At 63.0% G+C, this 14,328-nt stretch carries 12 protein-coding genes; 2 read left to right on the top strand and 10 right to left on the bottom strand.

The features are described from left to right. Positions 1-18: 18 nt before the first annotated feature. From ACXR2T_RS11255 to ACXR2T_RS11230, 6 genes are all read right to left on the bottom strand, one after another. Positions 19-1,311: a glutamate-5-semialdehyde dehydrogenase gene (locus ACXR2T_RS11255; RefSeq protein WP_458815271.1), complete on the bottom strand. Its 1,293-nt coding sequence runs from the start codon at positions 1,309-1,311 to the stop codon at positions 19-21. Positions 1,312-1,370: 59 nt separating this feature from the next. After that, a complete protein-coding gene (proB, locus tag ACXR2T_RS11250) occupies positions 1,371-2,165 on the bottom strand; it encodes a glutamate 5-kinase (RefSeq protein WP_458815269.1) in 795 nt (264 codons plus the stop codon). After that, positions 2,162-3,670 carry a GTPase ObgE gene (gene obgE, locus ACXR2T_RS11245; RefSeq protein WP_458815267.1) on the bottom strand — a complete coding sequence of 503 codons (1,509 nt, stop codon included), beginning with the start codon at positions 3,668-3,670 and terminating at the stop codon, positions 2,162-2,164. The genes proB and obgE overlap by 4 nt, the downstream gene beginning before the upstream one ends. Before the next feature lie 71 nt (positions 3,671-3,741). Then, entirely contained in the window at positions 3,742-3,996 is a 255-nt protein-coding gene (gene rpmA, locus ACXR2T_RS11240) for a 50S ribosomal protein L27 (RefSeq protein ID WP_017794367.1), read from the bottom strand. A gap of 35 nt (positions 3,997-4,031) precedes the next feature. Then, entirely contained in the window at positions 4,032-4,340 is a 309-nt protein-coding gene (gene rplU / locus ACXR2T_RS11235; protein ID WP_458815265.1) for a 50S ribosomal protein L21, read from the bottom strand. Between the two features lie 143 nt (positions 4,341-4,483). Further along, complete coding sequence (locus tag ACXR2T_RS11230; protein ID WP_458837632.1) at positions 4,484-7,153, bottom strand: Rne/Rng family ribonuclease; 2,670 nt, start codon at positions 7,151-7,153, stop codon at positions 4,484-4,486. A 300-nt stretch (positions 7,154-7,453) separates the two neighbouring features. Between ACXR2T_RS11230 and ACXR2T_RS11225 the strand changes: the two genes are divergently transcribed. Further along, on the top strand, positions 7,454-8,089 hold the full coding sequence (locus tag ACXR2T_RS11225; RefSeq protein ID WP_458815261.1) for a vitamin K epoxide reductase family protein: 636 nt from the start codon (positions 7,454-7,456) through the stop codon (positions 8,087-8,089). Positions 8,090-8,101: 12 nt separating this feature from the next. Here the strand turns inward: ACXR2T_RS11225 and coaE are convergent, their stop codons facing one another. The 3 genes from coaE to polA all read right to left on the bottom strand — a co-directional run bounded on the left by coaE (position 8,102) and on the right by polA (position 13,074). Further along, a complete protein-coding gene (coaE, locus tag ACXR2T_RS11220) occupies positions 8,102-8,725 on the bottom strand; it encodes a dephospho-CoA kinase (RefSeq protein WP_458837631.1) in 624 nt (207 codons plus the stop codon). 101 nt (positions 8,726-8,826) lie between these two features. Then, positions 8,827-10,272 (bottom strand): 30S ribosomal protein S1, encoded by a 1,446-nt coding sequence (rpsA, locus tag ACXR2T_RS11215; protein ID WP_458815257.1) that lies wholly within the window; start codon positions 10,270-10,272, stop codon positions 8,827-8,829. 180 nt (positions 10,273-10,452) lie between these two features. Next, entirely contained in the window at positions 10,453-13,074 is a 2,622-nt protein-coding gene (gene polA / locus ACXR2T_RS11210; RefSeq protein WP_458837802.1) for a DNA polymerase I, read from the bottom strand. A gap of 94 nt (positions 13,075-13,168) precedes the next feature. Here polA and ACXR2T_RS11205 point away from each other — a divergent pair, with 94 nt between their 5' ends. Then, on the top strand, positions 13,169-13,624 hold the full coding sequence (locus tag ACXR2T_RS11205; protein WP_458815255.1) for a hotdog fold thioesterase: 456 nt from the start codon (positions 13,169-13,171) through the stop codon (positions 13,622-13,624). Between the two features lie 87 nt (positions 13,625-13,711). Here the strand turns inward: ACXR2T_RS11205 and ACXR2T_RS11200 are convergent, their stop codons facing one another. Then, positions 13,712-14,323, bottom strand: a complete 612-nt coding sequence (locus ACXR2T_RS11200) for an ANTAR domain-containing response regulator (protein WP_458816581.1) — start codon at positions 14,321-14,323, stop codon at positions 13,712-13,714. Between the last annotated feature and the right edge of the window lie 5 nt (positions 14,324-14,328).

The following is a 14,328-nucleotide window of genomic DNA, read 5'->3' as shown; positions in this document are numbered from 1 at the left end:
TAAGTCTACCGGGTTTGGTTAGCGAATCTGGCCCGCACCGCGCACGAGCCACTTAGTGCTCGTGAGTTCTTGCAGCCCCATGGGGCCGCGCGCGTGGAGTTTCTGCGTGGAGATTCCTACCTCAGCGCCGAACCCGAACTCCCCACCGTCAGTGAAACGCGTCGAGGCATTCACCATCACGACGGCCGAGTCCACCTCGGCGAGGAACCGCTCAGCGTTGCGGTAATCGCCCGTGACGATCGCGTCGGTGTGCCGCGTCGAGTAGCGATCAATGTGCGCGATCGCTTCGTCGATTGAATCGACAATCTTGACGCCCATTTCGAGCGCGTGATGCTCGGTCACCCAGGTGGCTTCCGTCGCAGCTTGGATAGATCCGGATCGAGGCGCAGAAGCTGCCTCGCCGGGCGCGCCGCCCGCGAGCGCGAGAGACCTGGCATCGGCTTCGATGCTCACGCCCGCGTCACGCAGCGACGCGATGATCTGCGGGAGCACGCGACCCGCGGCGCCCCTGTGCACGAGCAGGGTTTCTGCAGCGTTACACACGCTGGGCCGGTGTGTCTTTGCGTTCTTCACGATCGAGACAGCCATCTCAGCGTCTGCGGACTCGTCGACGTAGACGTGCACGAGTCCCGATCCGGTCTCGATGACGGGCACCGTCGACTCCTGCACGACAGTAGAGATGAGGCCTGCGCTACCGCGCGGGATCAATACATCGACGTAGCCGCGTGCGCGCATGAGCCTGGCGGCGCCCTCGCGCCCAAACTCATCGATCGTCTGAATCGCATCGCCCTCGAGGCCGGTGCGTGAAATAGCGGCCTGGATCACGCGCACGAGCACGCGGTTCGTGTGTTCGGCCGCGCTCCCTCCGCGCAGCACCGCGCCATTGCCGCTCTTGAGCGCGATCGCTGCGATGTCGACCGTGACGTTGGGGCGCGCTTCGTAGATCGCCCCCACAACTCCAAACGGCACACGCACCTGACTAATGGCGACGCCATTTTCGAGCGTGCCGCCGCGCACCACCTGGCCAACCGGATCGGGCAAACCGATGATCTCGCGGACCGCATCACTGAGGGCCGTGATGCGACCGGCATCGAGCCGCAGCCGGTCGAGAAGCCCCTCGCCGATCTGCTGCTCTTCACCCCGAGCGAGGTCGATGAGGTTCGCGGCAACAATTTCATCGATGTGCTCGATCAACGCATCGGCGATCGAAGCGAGCGCGCGATTCTTCGCAGCCGTCGAGACCGTCGCCAGCGACTTCGCGGCGGTACGCGCTCGTTCGAGGGTGGTCACAAACCGATCATCACTTGACATGAGGTCAGCCTATCTCGCGCCCCGTCAACTCTTAAGCGGGCGCGCGTTGGTGTTGAAAATTACGCCCCGGGCGCGTATGCCCCAGGGGCCGCGTCAAACACGGTTCCGTGATCGCCGCCGTCGAGCACTGCGCCGAGCAAACTCGTCTCTGTCAACAGCACTGCGGCGCCAGCCTCGGTGGCGAGCTGGGCGGCCTGCACCTTGGTAGACGCACCGCCCGTACCCCACCCCGACTGGCTCTCACCGATCGTGATGCCGGCGAGGGGATCGCCGTAGGGTACGTGGGCAACACGCTTCGCCCCCACGATGTTCGGGGGTGCCGTGTAGAGTGCGTCGACGTCAGACAGGAGCACCAGCTGATCGGCGCACAAGAGGCGCGCGACCAGGGCCGCGAGCCTATCGTTGTCGCCAAACCGGATCTCGTGGGTTGCGACCGTATCGTTCTCGTTGATTATCGGCAGGATGCCCAGCTGCAACAACCGTTCGAGCGAACGCCGAGCGTTGCCCCTGTGAGTGGGGTTTTCAAAGTCCTGCGCGGTGAGCAGCACCTGACCTGCGACGATCTCGTGGGTGGTGAGCGCGCGCTGGTAGCGGTTCACCAGGATATTCTGGCCGACGGCGGCAGCCGCTTGTTGCGTCGCGAGGTCGTCGGGCCGCTCATCGAGGTTCAGAAATGGCACACCCGTCGCGATCGCGCCGCTCGACACCAGCATCACTTCGGCGCCGGCCGCGTGCAGCTTCGCGAGCGAAGCCACCAACCGAGGAATGTTGCCGGCGTTGTCACCGCTTACCGACGATGAGCCGACCTTTACGACGACTCTGCGGGCCGCGAGCAGCTTCTCCCCCGTGCTCACTCGTCAGTACCCCACATTCCGGATTCGCGCTCACGCTCCAGCTGTGCACGCGCCTCAGTCTTTGCATCCATGAGGGTTTGGTAGTCGGCGCGGCGCTCCTTGTTGGTGCGTCTCGTTGCCCCACCGTCGATGCGTTCGTCGGTGCCGCGCACACCAACCTGCACCTCGGCGGCACTCGTGAGCGTCGGCTCCCAATCGAAAATAACGCCCTTACCAGGGCCGATGACGACGGTTGAGCCAGCCACTGCACCGGCCTTGACCAGCCCGTCTTCAATGCCGATCTTCTGGAGCCGGTCAGCGAGATAGCCGATGGCCTCATCGTTCGTGAAGTCGGTCTGCTCGACCCAGCGCTCGGGCTTTTCGCCGAGAATACGGTAGATGGTGCCGTAGCTGCCGCCCTCTGTCTTTACGCGGAAGTCGGCACGGTCGACGGGCTTTGGCGTAAGCACGATGCGGGGCTGTGGCGCGACGGTTTCCTCGCGAGACTTCAGCTCGGTCTCGACGAGTGCACCGAGCGCGTACCCAAGTTCACGCAAGCCCTCGTGCGAGGCCGTTGAGATTTCGAATACGCGGTAGCCGCGCGCCTCGAGATCGGGGCGCACCATCTCGGCGAGATCACGCGCTTCGGGCACATCGATCTTATTGAGCGCGATGAGCTGGGGGCGCTCCAGGAGAGGGATCTGCCCCTCGGGCACTTCGTAGGCGCCGAGTTCTGCCAGAATCACGTCGAGGTCTGAGAGCGGGTCGCGCCCGGGCTCGAGGGTTGCGCAGTCGAGCACGTGCAGCAGCGCGCTGCAGCGTTCGACGTGGCGCAAGAAGTCGAGGCCGAGGCCACGCCCCTCGCTCGCGCCCTCGATGAGACCGGGCACATCGGCGACGGTGTAACGGTACTCGCCCGCCTGAACGACCCCAAGGTTGGGGTGCAGCGTCGTGAACGGGTAGTCGGCAATCTTGGGCTTCGCGGCGCTCATGGCAGCGATCAGGCTCGACTTACCCGCTGAGGGGTAGCCAACGAAGGCGACATCAGCGATTGTCTTGAGCTCGAGGGTAACTTCACCCGCCCAGCCCGCGGTACCGAGCAGTGCGAAGCCGGGGGCCTTGCGCTTTGGGCTCGCGAGGTCCATGTTGCCGAGACCACCGATGCCGCCCCTGGCCGCGACGTACCGCATACCCGGCTCGGTGAAGTCGATCAGAGTCTCCCCCGCCGCATCTTTCACCACGGTGCCGACGGGCACCGGGAGCACGAGTTCGCCGCCGTTTTCGCCCGACCGCCAGTCGCCGGCGCCGTAGCCACCGTTCTTCGCGGCGATGTGGGGGCGGCGGTGGTACTCCAACAGGGTCGTGACCTGCGGGTCTGCGAGCAGCACGATATCGCCGCCGTGCCCGCCCGCTCCGCCGTCAGGCCCGGCCATTGGCTTAAACTTCTCGCGGTGAATCGAGACGCAGCCATTGCCACCGCGCCCCGCTTGCAAAAAGAGCTGGACCCGGTCCACGAACGTTACCATGCTGAAATTCCCTCGCTATATACGGCAAAAGGCGAGCCGAAGCCCGCCTCGCCGTGAGTTGCCTAATGTGGTTAGGCGGCCGTCACGATGTTGACGACCTTGCGGCCGCCCTTCGCACCAAACTCAACCGCGCCCGCAGCGAGTGCGAACAGCGTGTCGTCCTTGCCACGGCCGACGTTCGCGCCGGGGTGGAAGCGCGTGCCACGCTGACGAACGATAATCTCGCCCGCGTTGACTTCCTGTCCGCCGAAGCGCTTCACGCCGAGGCGCTGTGCGTTTGAGTCGCGGCCGTTCTTGCTTGAGCCGACGCCCTTCTTGGATGCCATGAGTCTCTACTCCTTTAGTAGTAGCGCGAAAGCGCTTACTTGATGCCGGTAACCTTGAGGCGCGTCAGGTCCTGACGGTGGCCCTGGCGGCGCTTGTAACCGGTCTTGTTCTTGTAACGCTGGATGATGATCTTCGGACCACGAAGGTCGTTGAGCACCTCAGCGGTGACCGTCACCTTGGCGAGCTCAGCCGCATCGGTCGTCACCTTGTCGCCATCAACGAGCAGAACAGCGGGAAGCTCGAGCTTGCCGTTGTCATCACCCTGAACACGATTCACCGTGATGATCGAGCCAACCTCGACCTTCTCCTGCCGGCCGCTTGCGCGCACTACTGCGTAAACCACTTCACACCCTCTTCTTAAGGTTTGTCATACATACCGAGTCACGACCGTGTCGCGCTCGAAGTCTGTCTACCGCCCAGAAAAGGGTGGCACCAACGGTCAATATTATCCCAGGCCGAAGCCTCAGGTCAAATGCGACGCGCGATTTATTCGCGATCCGCGTCACGTCGCTTGGCGGTCGCATCGAGCGCTTCAGCGAGAGCGAGCTTCGCCGCCTGCGCCGGATCAGTGGCCGCCTCAGGCGCAGCAGACTGCGAAGGTGCTGCTACAGTACCGCCCTGGGTCTGGCCGGTCGAAACCCGTCGACGCGCACGCCCCTGACCCGCGGCTGGCGCGTCGGGTAGCGCCGAGAGCACCGAGTCCAGCAAATTCGCAGCCACAGGTTCGGACTTCACTGGCTCCGATTTAACCGGCTCTGGCCTTGTCGACACTGGCTTCGCCTCGTCCTGCTGCGGCGTGGACTCCTGGGTCGCCTGGCGCGAACGCACACGCCCGGTCACACCGGAGCTGGCCTTGGGCGAATCCGGTGCAGATTTTGCGCCGCTTGCCGCGCCACCATTTTTGCGCGCCGCTGCCGCATCGACGGCGGCGGCGAGCTGCGCTGCAACTGACTCTGCCGTGTCCTCATGCTTGACCGGTAGCGTCGATGCTGCCACCTGCGCGAGCATATTCTTGGCACCGTCGGTAATCGCGTGAGTCTGCGCCTTGGCCTCGGGGTGCTGCTGAGCCTGGTGTGACTGGTGTGACTGGTGCTGCTGATTGCCCCGCCCACGCTTCGCGTTGCGCGGGTTCCCCTCGCTGCGATGCCTGCTCACGGGATCGTGCTGCACGATCACACCGCGCCCCGCGCAGGTCTCACACGCCTCGCTGAACGATTCGAGTAGCCCGAGACCCAGCTTCTTACGCGTCATCTGCACGAGGCCAAGCGAGGTCACCTCGGCCACCTGATGCTTGGTGCGGTCGCGGCTCAGGCACTCCACGAGACGACGCAACACCAGGTCTCGGTTCGACTCAAGCACCATGTCAATGAAGTCGATCACGATGATGCCGCCAATATCGCGCAGGCGCAGCTGGCGCACGATTTCTTCGGCAGACTCAAGGTTGTTCTTCGTGACGGTCTCTTCGAGGTTGCCCCCCGAGCCCACAAACTTGCCCGTGTTGACATCGATGACCGTCATCGCCTCGGTACGGTCGATCACGAGAGATCCACCCGACGGCAGCCAGACCTTGCGGTCGAGTGCCTTAGCGATCTGCTCGGTCACGCGATACTCATCAAAGATGTCGCGTTCACTCTCGAACTTCTCAACCCGCAGCAGCAGGTCTGGCGCCACCTGACCGAGATAGTTCTCAATCACGGTGTAGGTGTCGTCGCCCGAGATACGCATGCGGTGGAAATCCTCGTTGAAGACGTCACGCACGATCTTGATGAGCACATCGGGTTCAGCGTGCAGCAAGACGGGGCCGCCACCCTTCGCGACGCGCTGCTGGATCGACTCCCACTGGCGCGTCAAACGCTCAACGTCGTGCGTCAGCTGCTCTTCGGTGGCTCCCTCAGCGGCGGTGCGCACAATGACTCCTGCGCCGCCGGGCAGCACCTCCTTGAGGATCTTCTTCAAACGCGCACGCTCGGTGTCGGGCAGCTTGCGTGAAATGCCGTTCATCGCGCCGCCCGGCACGTAGACCAAGAAGCGGCCGGGGAGTGAGATCTGGCTGGTGAGGCGGGCTCCCTTGTGCCCTACCGGATCCTTCGTCACCTGAACGAGCACCTGATCGCCGGGCTTGAGAGCGTTCTCGATCTTGCGAGCTGTGTTGCCACCCTCGAACTCTGACCAGTCAACCTCGCCTGAGTAGAGCACGGCGTTGCGGCCGCGACCGATATCAACGAATGCGGCTTCCATGCTGGGCAGCACGTTCTGCACGCGCCCCAGGTACACGTTACCGATCAACGAGCTCTCACTCGAGCGTGCGACGTAGTGTTCGACGAGCACCTTATCTTCGAGCACGCCAATCTGCACGCGATCGGCCGTCGTGCGCACGATCATCTCACGGTCAACTGCTTCGCGGCGAGCCAGAAATTCTGATTCGGTGATCACGCTGCGGCGGCGACCCGCGTCGCGGCCATCCCGGCGACGCTGCTTCTTCGCCTCGAGACGGGTTGACCCGCGCACCTTTTGCGGTTCGGTCACGACCGGGGCCTGGCGACGCTCGCGGCGCGGCGCGTCATCATCGATATCGCGGCGGCGCGTGCGGCGCGATCCGGATCGCTCGCCATCAGTGTCGTATGAGCCGTGGCCATCACGATCGTGAGGGGCGTGGTCGTCGAGCAGCTCGTCCAGCTGACGGAAGTCGCTCGCGTGGCTGTCACCGCGTGTATCGCGGCGGTAGGTTTCGCTGCGGAACGAGTCACCGCGGAAGGTGTCCCCCCGGTACCCGTCACCCCTGCGGCTGTCGCCGCGACGTGACTCGTGCGAATCTGCACGGTGCGACTCTGCACGGTGCGACTCTGCACGGTGCGCATCGCTGCGGAAGATCTCGCTTCGGCGAGGCCGCGGCGGGATCGGGGGCACATCGGGCGCCAAGAAGATGAGCTTCGTCGTCGCGCGGAAGCGTTCCTCTGGTGTCATCACGGCCAGTGGCTGCGCCTCTGACTTTGCTTCTGACTTTGCTTCTGACGAGGACTCTGCGCGAGTCTCGGCCGTAGCCACTGCCCCTTCTTCGGGTGTTGCACCTTGCGCCGCTTCCAGGGTCGAGCCTGACGTTACGGCGAGCTCGGTACCCTCGGGTACTACGGATTCTTCTGTTGTGTTTTTCACCATTGCTGGTGTCTCCTCTTTCCGGAAGAGATGTGCTCTTCCGGCAACCTTTTCGTGCGGTGGGTGCCGCGAATGTGTTCCCCGCGAGGCGCTGGCGCTCGCGCTCGGTCGCTCTTGGACCGGTGACGGTCGGGAGACCGCCAAAAGACTGTATGTGTTCAACGTATTTTTCACGCCTCACACCGCTTTCATTATGCCACGTGTCGCCTGCGTAGCGCATGATTGTCGCACAGATTAATCTCTCGTGCTTCAAGGCCAGCTTTGCACCAGGTGTGCATCAGCCGCGCGCAGTATGCTCAGGTCATGCACGTTGAATCAAGCCAGGGCACACTGCAGGCCCCTCGTCAGATTGCTCGCCCCTACGCGTTCGCTATCTTCTCGTTGATCGCTGGCGCGATCGGATGGTTTGCTTCGTTCGAGCTGCTGACCGAGTACATCAAGACGCTGCAGCTCACTGATTACGTACCCAACTGCAACGTCAGCATTCTGGTGACGTGCGGCCCCAACATGGATTCGTGGCAGGGTTCGATCTTGGGTTTCAGCAACACCATCATTGGTGTCGCAGCGTTCATGGCCCCCATGTTTGTGGGGGCGGCCCTGCTCGCGGGCGCACGCTTTTCACGCTGGTTCTGGGTGTCCTACCAGGTGGGCTTGCTGCTCGGCATTGTCTTCGTGTTCTGGCTCTTCACGCAGAGCGTGTTTGTGCTCGGCACACTGTGCCCGTGGTGCATGGTCGTCTGGACTGTAACGATTCCCCTGTTTTGGTTTAGCGTGGCGCAACCGTACGCTTCGGGTGAGGTGCCCGTGCCTGCCGCCGCACGATCGTTCTTCACGCAGCTGCGCTCGTGGGCGTGGGTCGCAGTGCTGCTGTGCTTCATCGTCATCGCATTTATCGCTCAGTTGCGTCTCGACTGGCTCGCCGAATTCGCTCGCGCATAACCTTCACATAAGTTACCCCGCCTGTGTTTCTTTCAACACTGCCCAGAGGCGCAGCACCTGGTCGCGCGTCTGCTCGGGGGTCACACCCGTGTCTATCACCTCGTCTGCGATAGCTCGCCGCGAGGCCTCATCTGCTTGCTGAGCGATCCGCGCACGGGCGGCCGCTTCGCTCATGCCGCGCAGTTCTTGCATACGCGCGACCCGGGTTTCGACGGGGGCCTCAGCGGTTACAACGAGGTCCCAGGCCCTCTGCCCTGCTGCTGTCTCAGCGAGTAACGGAATCTCGTATACGACGATCGCGGGCTCACCGCCCAAACGCTCGGCGCGTTCGATCTCCTTCAAACGCGCGTTCAAGAGCCGTTGCACCTCGGGGTGCACGATGCCATTTAGGTCGCCTAACGCTTGCTGGTCAGAGAACACAATATTGCCGAGCGCCGCGCGATCCAGCTCGCCCTCAGCTGTGACGACTGCCCTCCCAAAGCGCCCAGCAATCTCGCGGAGGCCCGCCGATCCGGGAGCCACCGCGTCGCGCGCTAGCTGATCCGCGTCGATTCGCAGCGCACCAAGCTTCTCGAGCTGATCGCCGATGGTCGATTTTCCGGCCGCAATTCCGCCAGTAAGCGCGACAAGTAGCATGCGCACACTCTATCGTGTGGTTGAGTGGTGCCCTAAAAGCCAAAGGCCCGGCCCCCGTGATGGGGACCGGGCCTTTAGCGGTTAGCAGCTAGTGCCGAGGATTAGTTGCCCTCGAGCTGTGCCTTGAGTGCTGCAAGCGCGGCGTCGTCGGCGAGTGCGCCGGTCGACGACTGGTCGCTCGAGAACGTCGAGGAGGGAGCGGGCGCAGCGGGAGCAGCAGCGGCCTCTGCAGCCATCTGTGCAACCTGCTTCTTGTGGGCTTCCCAACGCTCCTGGGCAGCAGCGTACTCCTGCTCCCACTTCTCGCGCTGGCTCTCGAAGCCTTCCTTCCACTCCTGCGTCTCGGGGTCGAAGCCCTCGGGGTACTTGTACTCACCGTTCTCGTCGTACTCGGTGGTCATACCGTAGAGAGCCGGATCGAACTCGGTGCCCTCGGGGTCGACGCCCTCGTTCGCCTGCTTGAGGCTGAGCGAGATGCGGCGGCGCTCGAGATCGATGTCGATGATCTTGACGAACACGCTCTGGCCCGCGGCCACAACCTGCTCGGCGAGCTCAACGTGCTGGTCCGAGAGCTCAGAGATGTGCACGAGGCCCTCGATGCCGTCTGCAACGCGAACGAACGCGCCGAAGGGAACGAGCTTGGTGACCTGACCCGGTGCGATCTGGCCGATCGCGTGGGTGCGGGCGAATACCTGCCAGGGGTCTTCCTGCGTAGCCTTGAGCGAGAGCGAAACGCGCTCGCGGTCCAGCTCCACCGAAAGCACCTCGACGGTAACTTCCTGGCCAACCTCGACAACGTCAGAGGCGTGCTCGATGTGCTTCCACGAGAGCTCGGAGACGTGCACGAGGCCGTCCACGCCGCCCAGGTCGACGAATGCACCGAAGTTGACGATCGACGAGATGACGCCCTTGCGCACCTGGCCGGGCTTGAGCTCGGCGAGGAACGACGAGCGAGTCGCCGACTGCGTCTCCTCGAGCAGCGCGCGGCGCGAAAGCACCACGTTGTTGCGGTTCTTGTCGAGCTCGAGGATCTTTGCCTCGATCTCCTGACCCAGGTACGGGGTCAGGTCGCGTACGCGACGCAGCTCGATGAGCGATGCGGGGAGGAAGCCACGCAGGCCGATGTCAACGATGAGGCCGCCCTTGACAACCTCGATGACGGTGCCGGTAACGACGCCCTCGGTCTCCTTGATCTTCTCCACGTCGCCCCAAGCACGCTCGTACTGAGCACGCTTCTTGGACAGGATCAGGCGGCCTTCCTTGTCCTCCTTCTGGAGCACGAGCGCCTCAACGGCGTCGCCGACCTGAACAACCTCGTCGGGGTTCACGTCATGCTTGATGGACAGCTCGCGCGAGGGAATGACGCCCTCGGTCTTGAATCCGACGTCGAGGAGTACCTCGTCGCGGTCAATCTTCACAACGGTGCCCTCGATGAGGTCTCCGTCGTTGAAGGACTTAATAGTCAGTTCGACTGCTGCAAGGAAATCTTCGGCCGAGCCGATGTCGTTTACTGCAACCTGCTTGCTAGCAGTCGTTACGTTCGTCATGAAATTGGTCTCCAGATGGACAGGATATTCAGGCGGGTGCGCACCCAGTTTGGGCCGAATCTCGACGCATCGAGACCCGCGAGGCACTCCCACATTGGACTTGGTTGGTCGCCACAAATGTGACACCCCATCATATCTGCATGTTTGCGCCGGAATCAACCCGTGACACGCCCGGCATGACTAGTGCGCGGCCGCGTTCCAGTTGACACCGTGTCCCACCTGCACTTCGAGGGGAACAGCAAGCTCCGCGGCACCCGCCATCTCCTCGCGGACGATCAACTCGAGCGTGTCCCATTCGCCGGCGGCTACCTCGAACATCAACTCATCGTGAATCTGCAGCAGCATGCGCGAACGCATGCCTGCCTCGCGCATACGGCGCTCTACTGAGATCATCGCGCGTTTGATGATGTCGGCCGCCGACCCCTGAATGGGCGCATTGAGCGCGGCCCGCTCGGCGTTCTCACGCAAAATCCTGTTGGGGCTCGTGAGCTCAGGGAAGGGGCGCCTACGACCAAAGATCGTCTCGGTGAAGGTATCGCGCTTGGCCTGTTCCACGACCGAGCGCAGGTAATCACGCACCCCACCAAACCGCTCGAAGTAATCACTCATGAGCTGCTTCGCTTCGGCCGCCGAGATACCCAACTGTTTCGATAGCCCGAAGGCCGAGAGACCGTATGCGAGGCCGTAGCTCATCGCCTTAACCTTCGAGCGCATCTCGTTTGTCACCTCAGCGGGCTCAACACCAAAGATGCGCGAGCCCACGAAGCGGTGCAGGTCTTCGCCCGCGTTAAACGCTTCAATGAGCCCCGCGTCCTGCGACAGATCGGCCATGATGCGCATTTCGATCTGCGAGTAGTCGGCGGTCATGAGCGTATCGAACTCGGGGTCGTGAATGAACGCTTCTCGAATGCGCCTCCCCTCCTCTGAGCGCACCGGAATGTTTTGCAGGTTCGGGTCGGTCGACGACAGGCGGCCAGTACTCGATCCGGTCTGCACGAGAGTCGTGTGAATGCGCCCGTCATCACCCACCGCTTTGATGAGCGTCTCAACCATCTGACGCATCTTGTTCGCTTCACGGTGCGATAGCAGCGCATCAAGGAACGGGTGCGGGTTCTTGAGCTGCAGGTCTGCGAGCGCTGCCGCGTCAGTCGTGTATCCGCTCTTTGTTTTACGCGTCTTCGGCATGTCGAGCTGCTCAAAAAGCACCTCTTGCAACTGCTTGGGCGAAGACAGGTTCACCTCACGACCGATCGCGTCAAAGGCGCGCTGCTGCAGCTCGGCCACCCGATCCTTGAGCTCAGCCTGGTGAGCTTCAAGCAGCGGCAGGTCGATCTCGACGCCGCGGGTTTCAAGCGCCGCGAGAACTGACACCAGCGGGAGCTCGATATCCGTGTAAATCTCGCCGGTGCGCGACTCGAACCGAGACACCGCCACCGCGTGAGCGCGCACCAGGTACCACGCCAGCGCTGCAGCGTCTGCGGTGTTCTCTTCGTCTGGAACAAGCTGGTTGGGGTCACCGGCCGGTACTTCTTCGCCCAAGAACCGCATCACCGCGTCACCGAGGTTCTTCTCTGCTGTCGCAGGGCGCAACAGCCAGGCCGCGAGCAGCAGGTCACCGGCAATGCCCCCCACCTCTGCGCCGGCACGCTGCACTAGCTCAAGCTGCGACTTCGCGTCATAGAACACCTTCGGGGCGTCTGAAGCAAGCCAAGCTTCGAACTGACCGTAATCGCGGCCACCCACGAGCCACTCAAATTTGACCGTCGCATCCTCGGTTGCAAGGCCCACTTCGAGGCCCGCGAGCCCCTCACGAATCAGCACGGCCGGGCTCGGGTGCTTTGCAAGCCAGTCCCCCAGCTCCTCATCAATGAGGTGCTTGGCCTCGGGGCGTTCGGGCGCGAGTGGCGCAGCTGGCTGCGCCGGATCATGGCTAATCTCGGCCCCGGCGAGCTTCGCCACGCGCTGCAACAGCGTGCGAAACTCGAGCTTCGCAAACACCTCCGACACGGCGTCCATGTCGATGACTCCGCGCATCAGGTCGTCAAGTTGCACCTCGAGCTCGACATCGCGCACGAGACGGTTGAGCCTGCGGTTGCGCACCGCAAGGTGCGCGTGCTCGCGCAGGCTCTCCCCCACCTTGCCGCCGATTTCGTCTTGACGGCGCAGAATCTCGTCGAGCGAGCCAAACTGGTTGATCCACTTCACGGCGGTCTTCTCGCCCACCCGCGGCACCCCCGGCAGGTTATCGCTTGTCTCGCCCACGAGAGCCGCGATCTCGGGGTACTGCTCGGGGCGCACGCCGTAGCGTTCAAACACCTTCTCGCCGTCATACCGGGTGAGCTCGCTGACACCCTGCTTCGACGGGTACAACAGAGTGATGCGCTCATCGACGAGCTGAATGGTGTCTCGGTCGCCGCTCACGACCAGCACACGGTAGCCTCCGGCTGCGCCGCGCGTGGCGAGCGTCGCGAGAATATCGTCGGCCTCGTAGTTTTCCTTTTCAAGCGTGGTGACGCCCATTGCACGGAGCGCCTCTTGGAGAAGCGGGATCTGACCTTTGAACTCAGACGGAGTCTCACCACGCGTGCCCTTGTACTCGGGGTATTCCTCAGTGCGAAACGAGTGACGCGAGATGTCAAAGGCTACCGCGATGGCATCGGGCTTCTCATCGGCGAGAAGCTTGATGAACATCGAGATGAACCCGTGCACCGCGTTCGTGTGCTGCCCGGACTGGGTCTGAAAGTTTTCGGGGCGAAGCGCGTAAAAGGCGCGGAAGGCCAGCGAGTGGCCGTCGATGATCATGAGGGTAGGCTGAGGCGTATTCGACACCTCCCCAGCCTACAAGCCGTCGCCTGCGAGCGCTCGGCCCTGGCGCATTCGAAAGGCTCTTTTTTCGATGTCTGACACTACTTTCACCTCACCTGCGCCGAGTGCCGGGAGCCCGACGCCCGAGGCGGCTCTGGCTTACGTGCGCGAGCGCGGCCTTGGCGCGCTCGCCGAGAAGATGGGCATCGAGATGCGGGAGTTTTCGCCCGAGCGCGCCGTCGCCACAATGCCCGTCGAGGGCAACACTCAGCCAATCATGCTGCTGCACGGCGGCGCCTACGTGGTGCTAGGTGAGACGCTCGGCTCGATGCATGCGAACCTCATGGCACCCGAGGGGCACGTAGGTGTCGGGCTCGACATTAATGCCACGCACACTGGCTCCGCTCGATCCGGCACTGTCACGGGCGTATGCACCCCGATCAAGATCGGGCGATCGGTCGCGGTGCACGAGATCATCGTCAGCGACGAAGCCGGAAATCGGTGCTCGACCATACGCATCACGAATTTCTATAAGCGCGTCAAGTAGTGGCCTTGTGGTCGTACACGTAGAAGCGGCCCCGGGAGAATCTCCCGGGGCCGCTTCTACAGTTCAGTCGATGCTATCGAAAGCCGCTTAGGCGTCTTTCTTCGGGCCGAGCTGATCGATGATCGTCTTCGCGACGTCCTGCATCGTCAGGCGGCGGTCCATCGACGCCTTCTGGATCCAGCGGAACGCCTCGGGCTCCGACAGTCCCATCTTGTCGTTGAGGATCCCTTTGGCGCGGTCAACGAGCTTACGCGTCTCAAAGCGCTCGGCGAGGTCAGAGACCTCGCTCTCGAGCGTTGCGATCTGCTCGAAGCGCGACAGCGCAATCTCGATCGCGGGGATCAGATCGGCCGGCGTAAAGGGCTTTACGACATAGGCGAGCGCGCCAGCCTCGCTTGCACGCTTCACAAGCTCGGCCTGGCTGAACGCGGTCAACAGTACGACGGGCGCGATGTTGTCTTTGTTGATCTGCTCGGCAGCCGAGATGCCGTCAAGCTTGGGCATCTTGACGTCCATTACGACGACGTCGGGGCGCAGCTCTTCAACGAGGCGAACGGCCTCTTCACCGTCACCGGCCTCACCAACTACGTCAAAGCCGTTGTCACGCAGCGTCTCAACGATGTCGAGGCGGATCAGGGATTCATCTTCGGCGACGACAACGCGTCGCGAAGCGCTCGGGGCAGTGCTCTGGTCATTCACTCCAC

It is taken from the genome of Leucobacter faecis (assembly GCF_054456635.2).
Note: the sequence above shows the minus strand (reverse complement) of the source record. Positions and strands in the feature narration are given on the sequence as shown.

What these genes read in the sequence shown, in the direction of transcription:
- ACXR2T_RS11255 (WP_458815271.1), bottom strand. Translation starts at nt 1,311, where the DNA reads ATGTCAAGTGATGATCGGTTTGTGACCACCCTCGAACGAGCGCGTACC.
- obgE (WP_458815267.1), bottom strand. Translation starts at nt 3,670, where the DNA reads ATGGTAACGTTCGTGGACCGGGTCCAGCTCTTTTTGCAAGCGGGGCGC.
- rpmA (WP_017794367.1), bottom strand. Translation starts at nt 3,996, where the DNA reads ATGGCATCCAAGAAGGGCGTCGGCTCAAGCAAGAACGGCCGCGACTCA.
- ACXR2T_RS11230 (WP_458837632.1), bottom strand. Translation starts at nt 7,153, where the DNA reads ATGGTGAAAAACACAACAGAAGAATCCGTAGTACCCGAGGGTACCGAG.
- ACXR2T_RS11225 (WP_458815261.1), top strand. Translation starts at nt 7,454, where the DNA reads ATGCACGTTGAATCAAGCCAGGGCACACTGCAGGCCCCTCGTCAGATT.
- coaE (WP_458837631.1), bottom strand. Translation starts at nt 8,725, where the DNA reads ATGCTACTTGTCGCGCTTACTGGCGGAATTGCGGCCGGAAAATCGACC.
- rpsA (WP_458815257.1), bottom strand. Translation starts at nt 10,272, where the DNA reads ATGACGAACGTAACGACTGCTAGCAAGCAGGTTGCAGTAAACGACATC.
- polA (WP_458837802.1), bottom strand. Translation starts at nt 13,074, where the DNA reads ATGATCATCGACGGCCACTCGCTGGCCTTCCGCGCCTTTTACGCGCTT.
- ACXR2T_RS11205 (WP_458815255.1), top strand. Translation starts at nt 13,169, where the DNA reads ATGTCTGACACTACTTTCACCTCACCTGCGCCGAGTGCCGGGAGCCCG.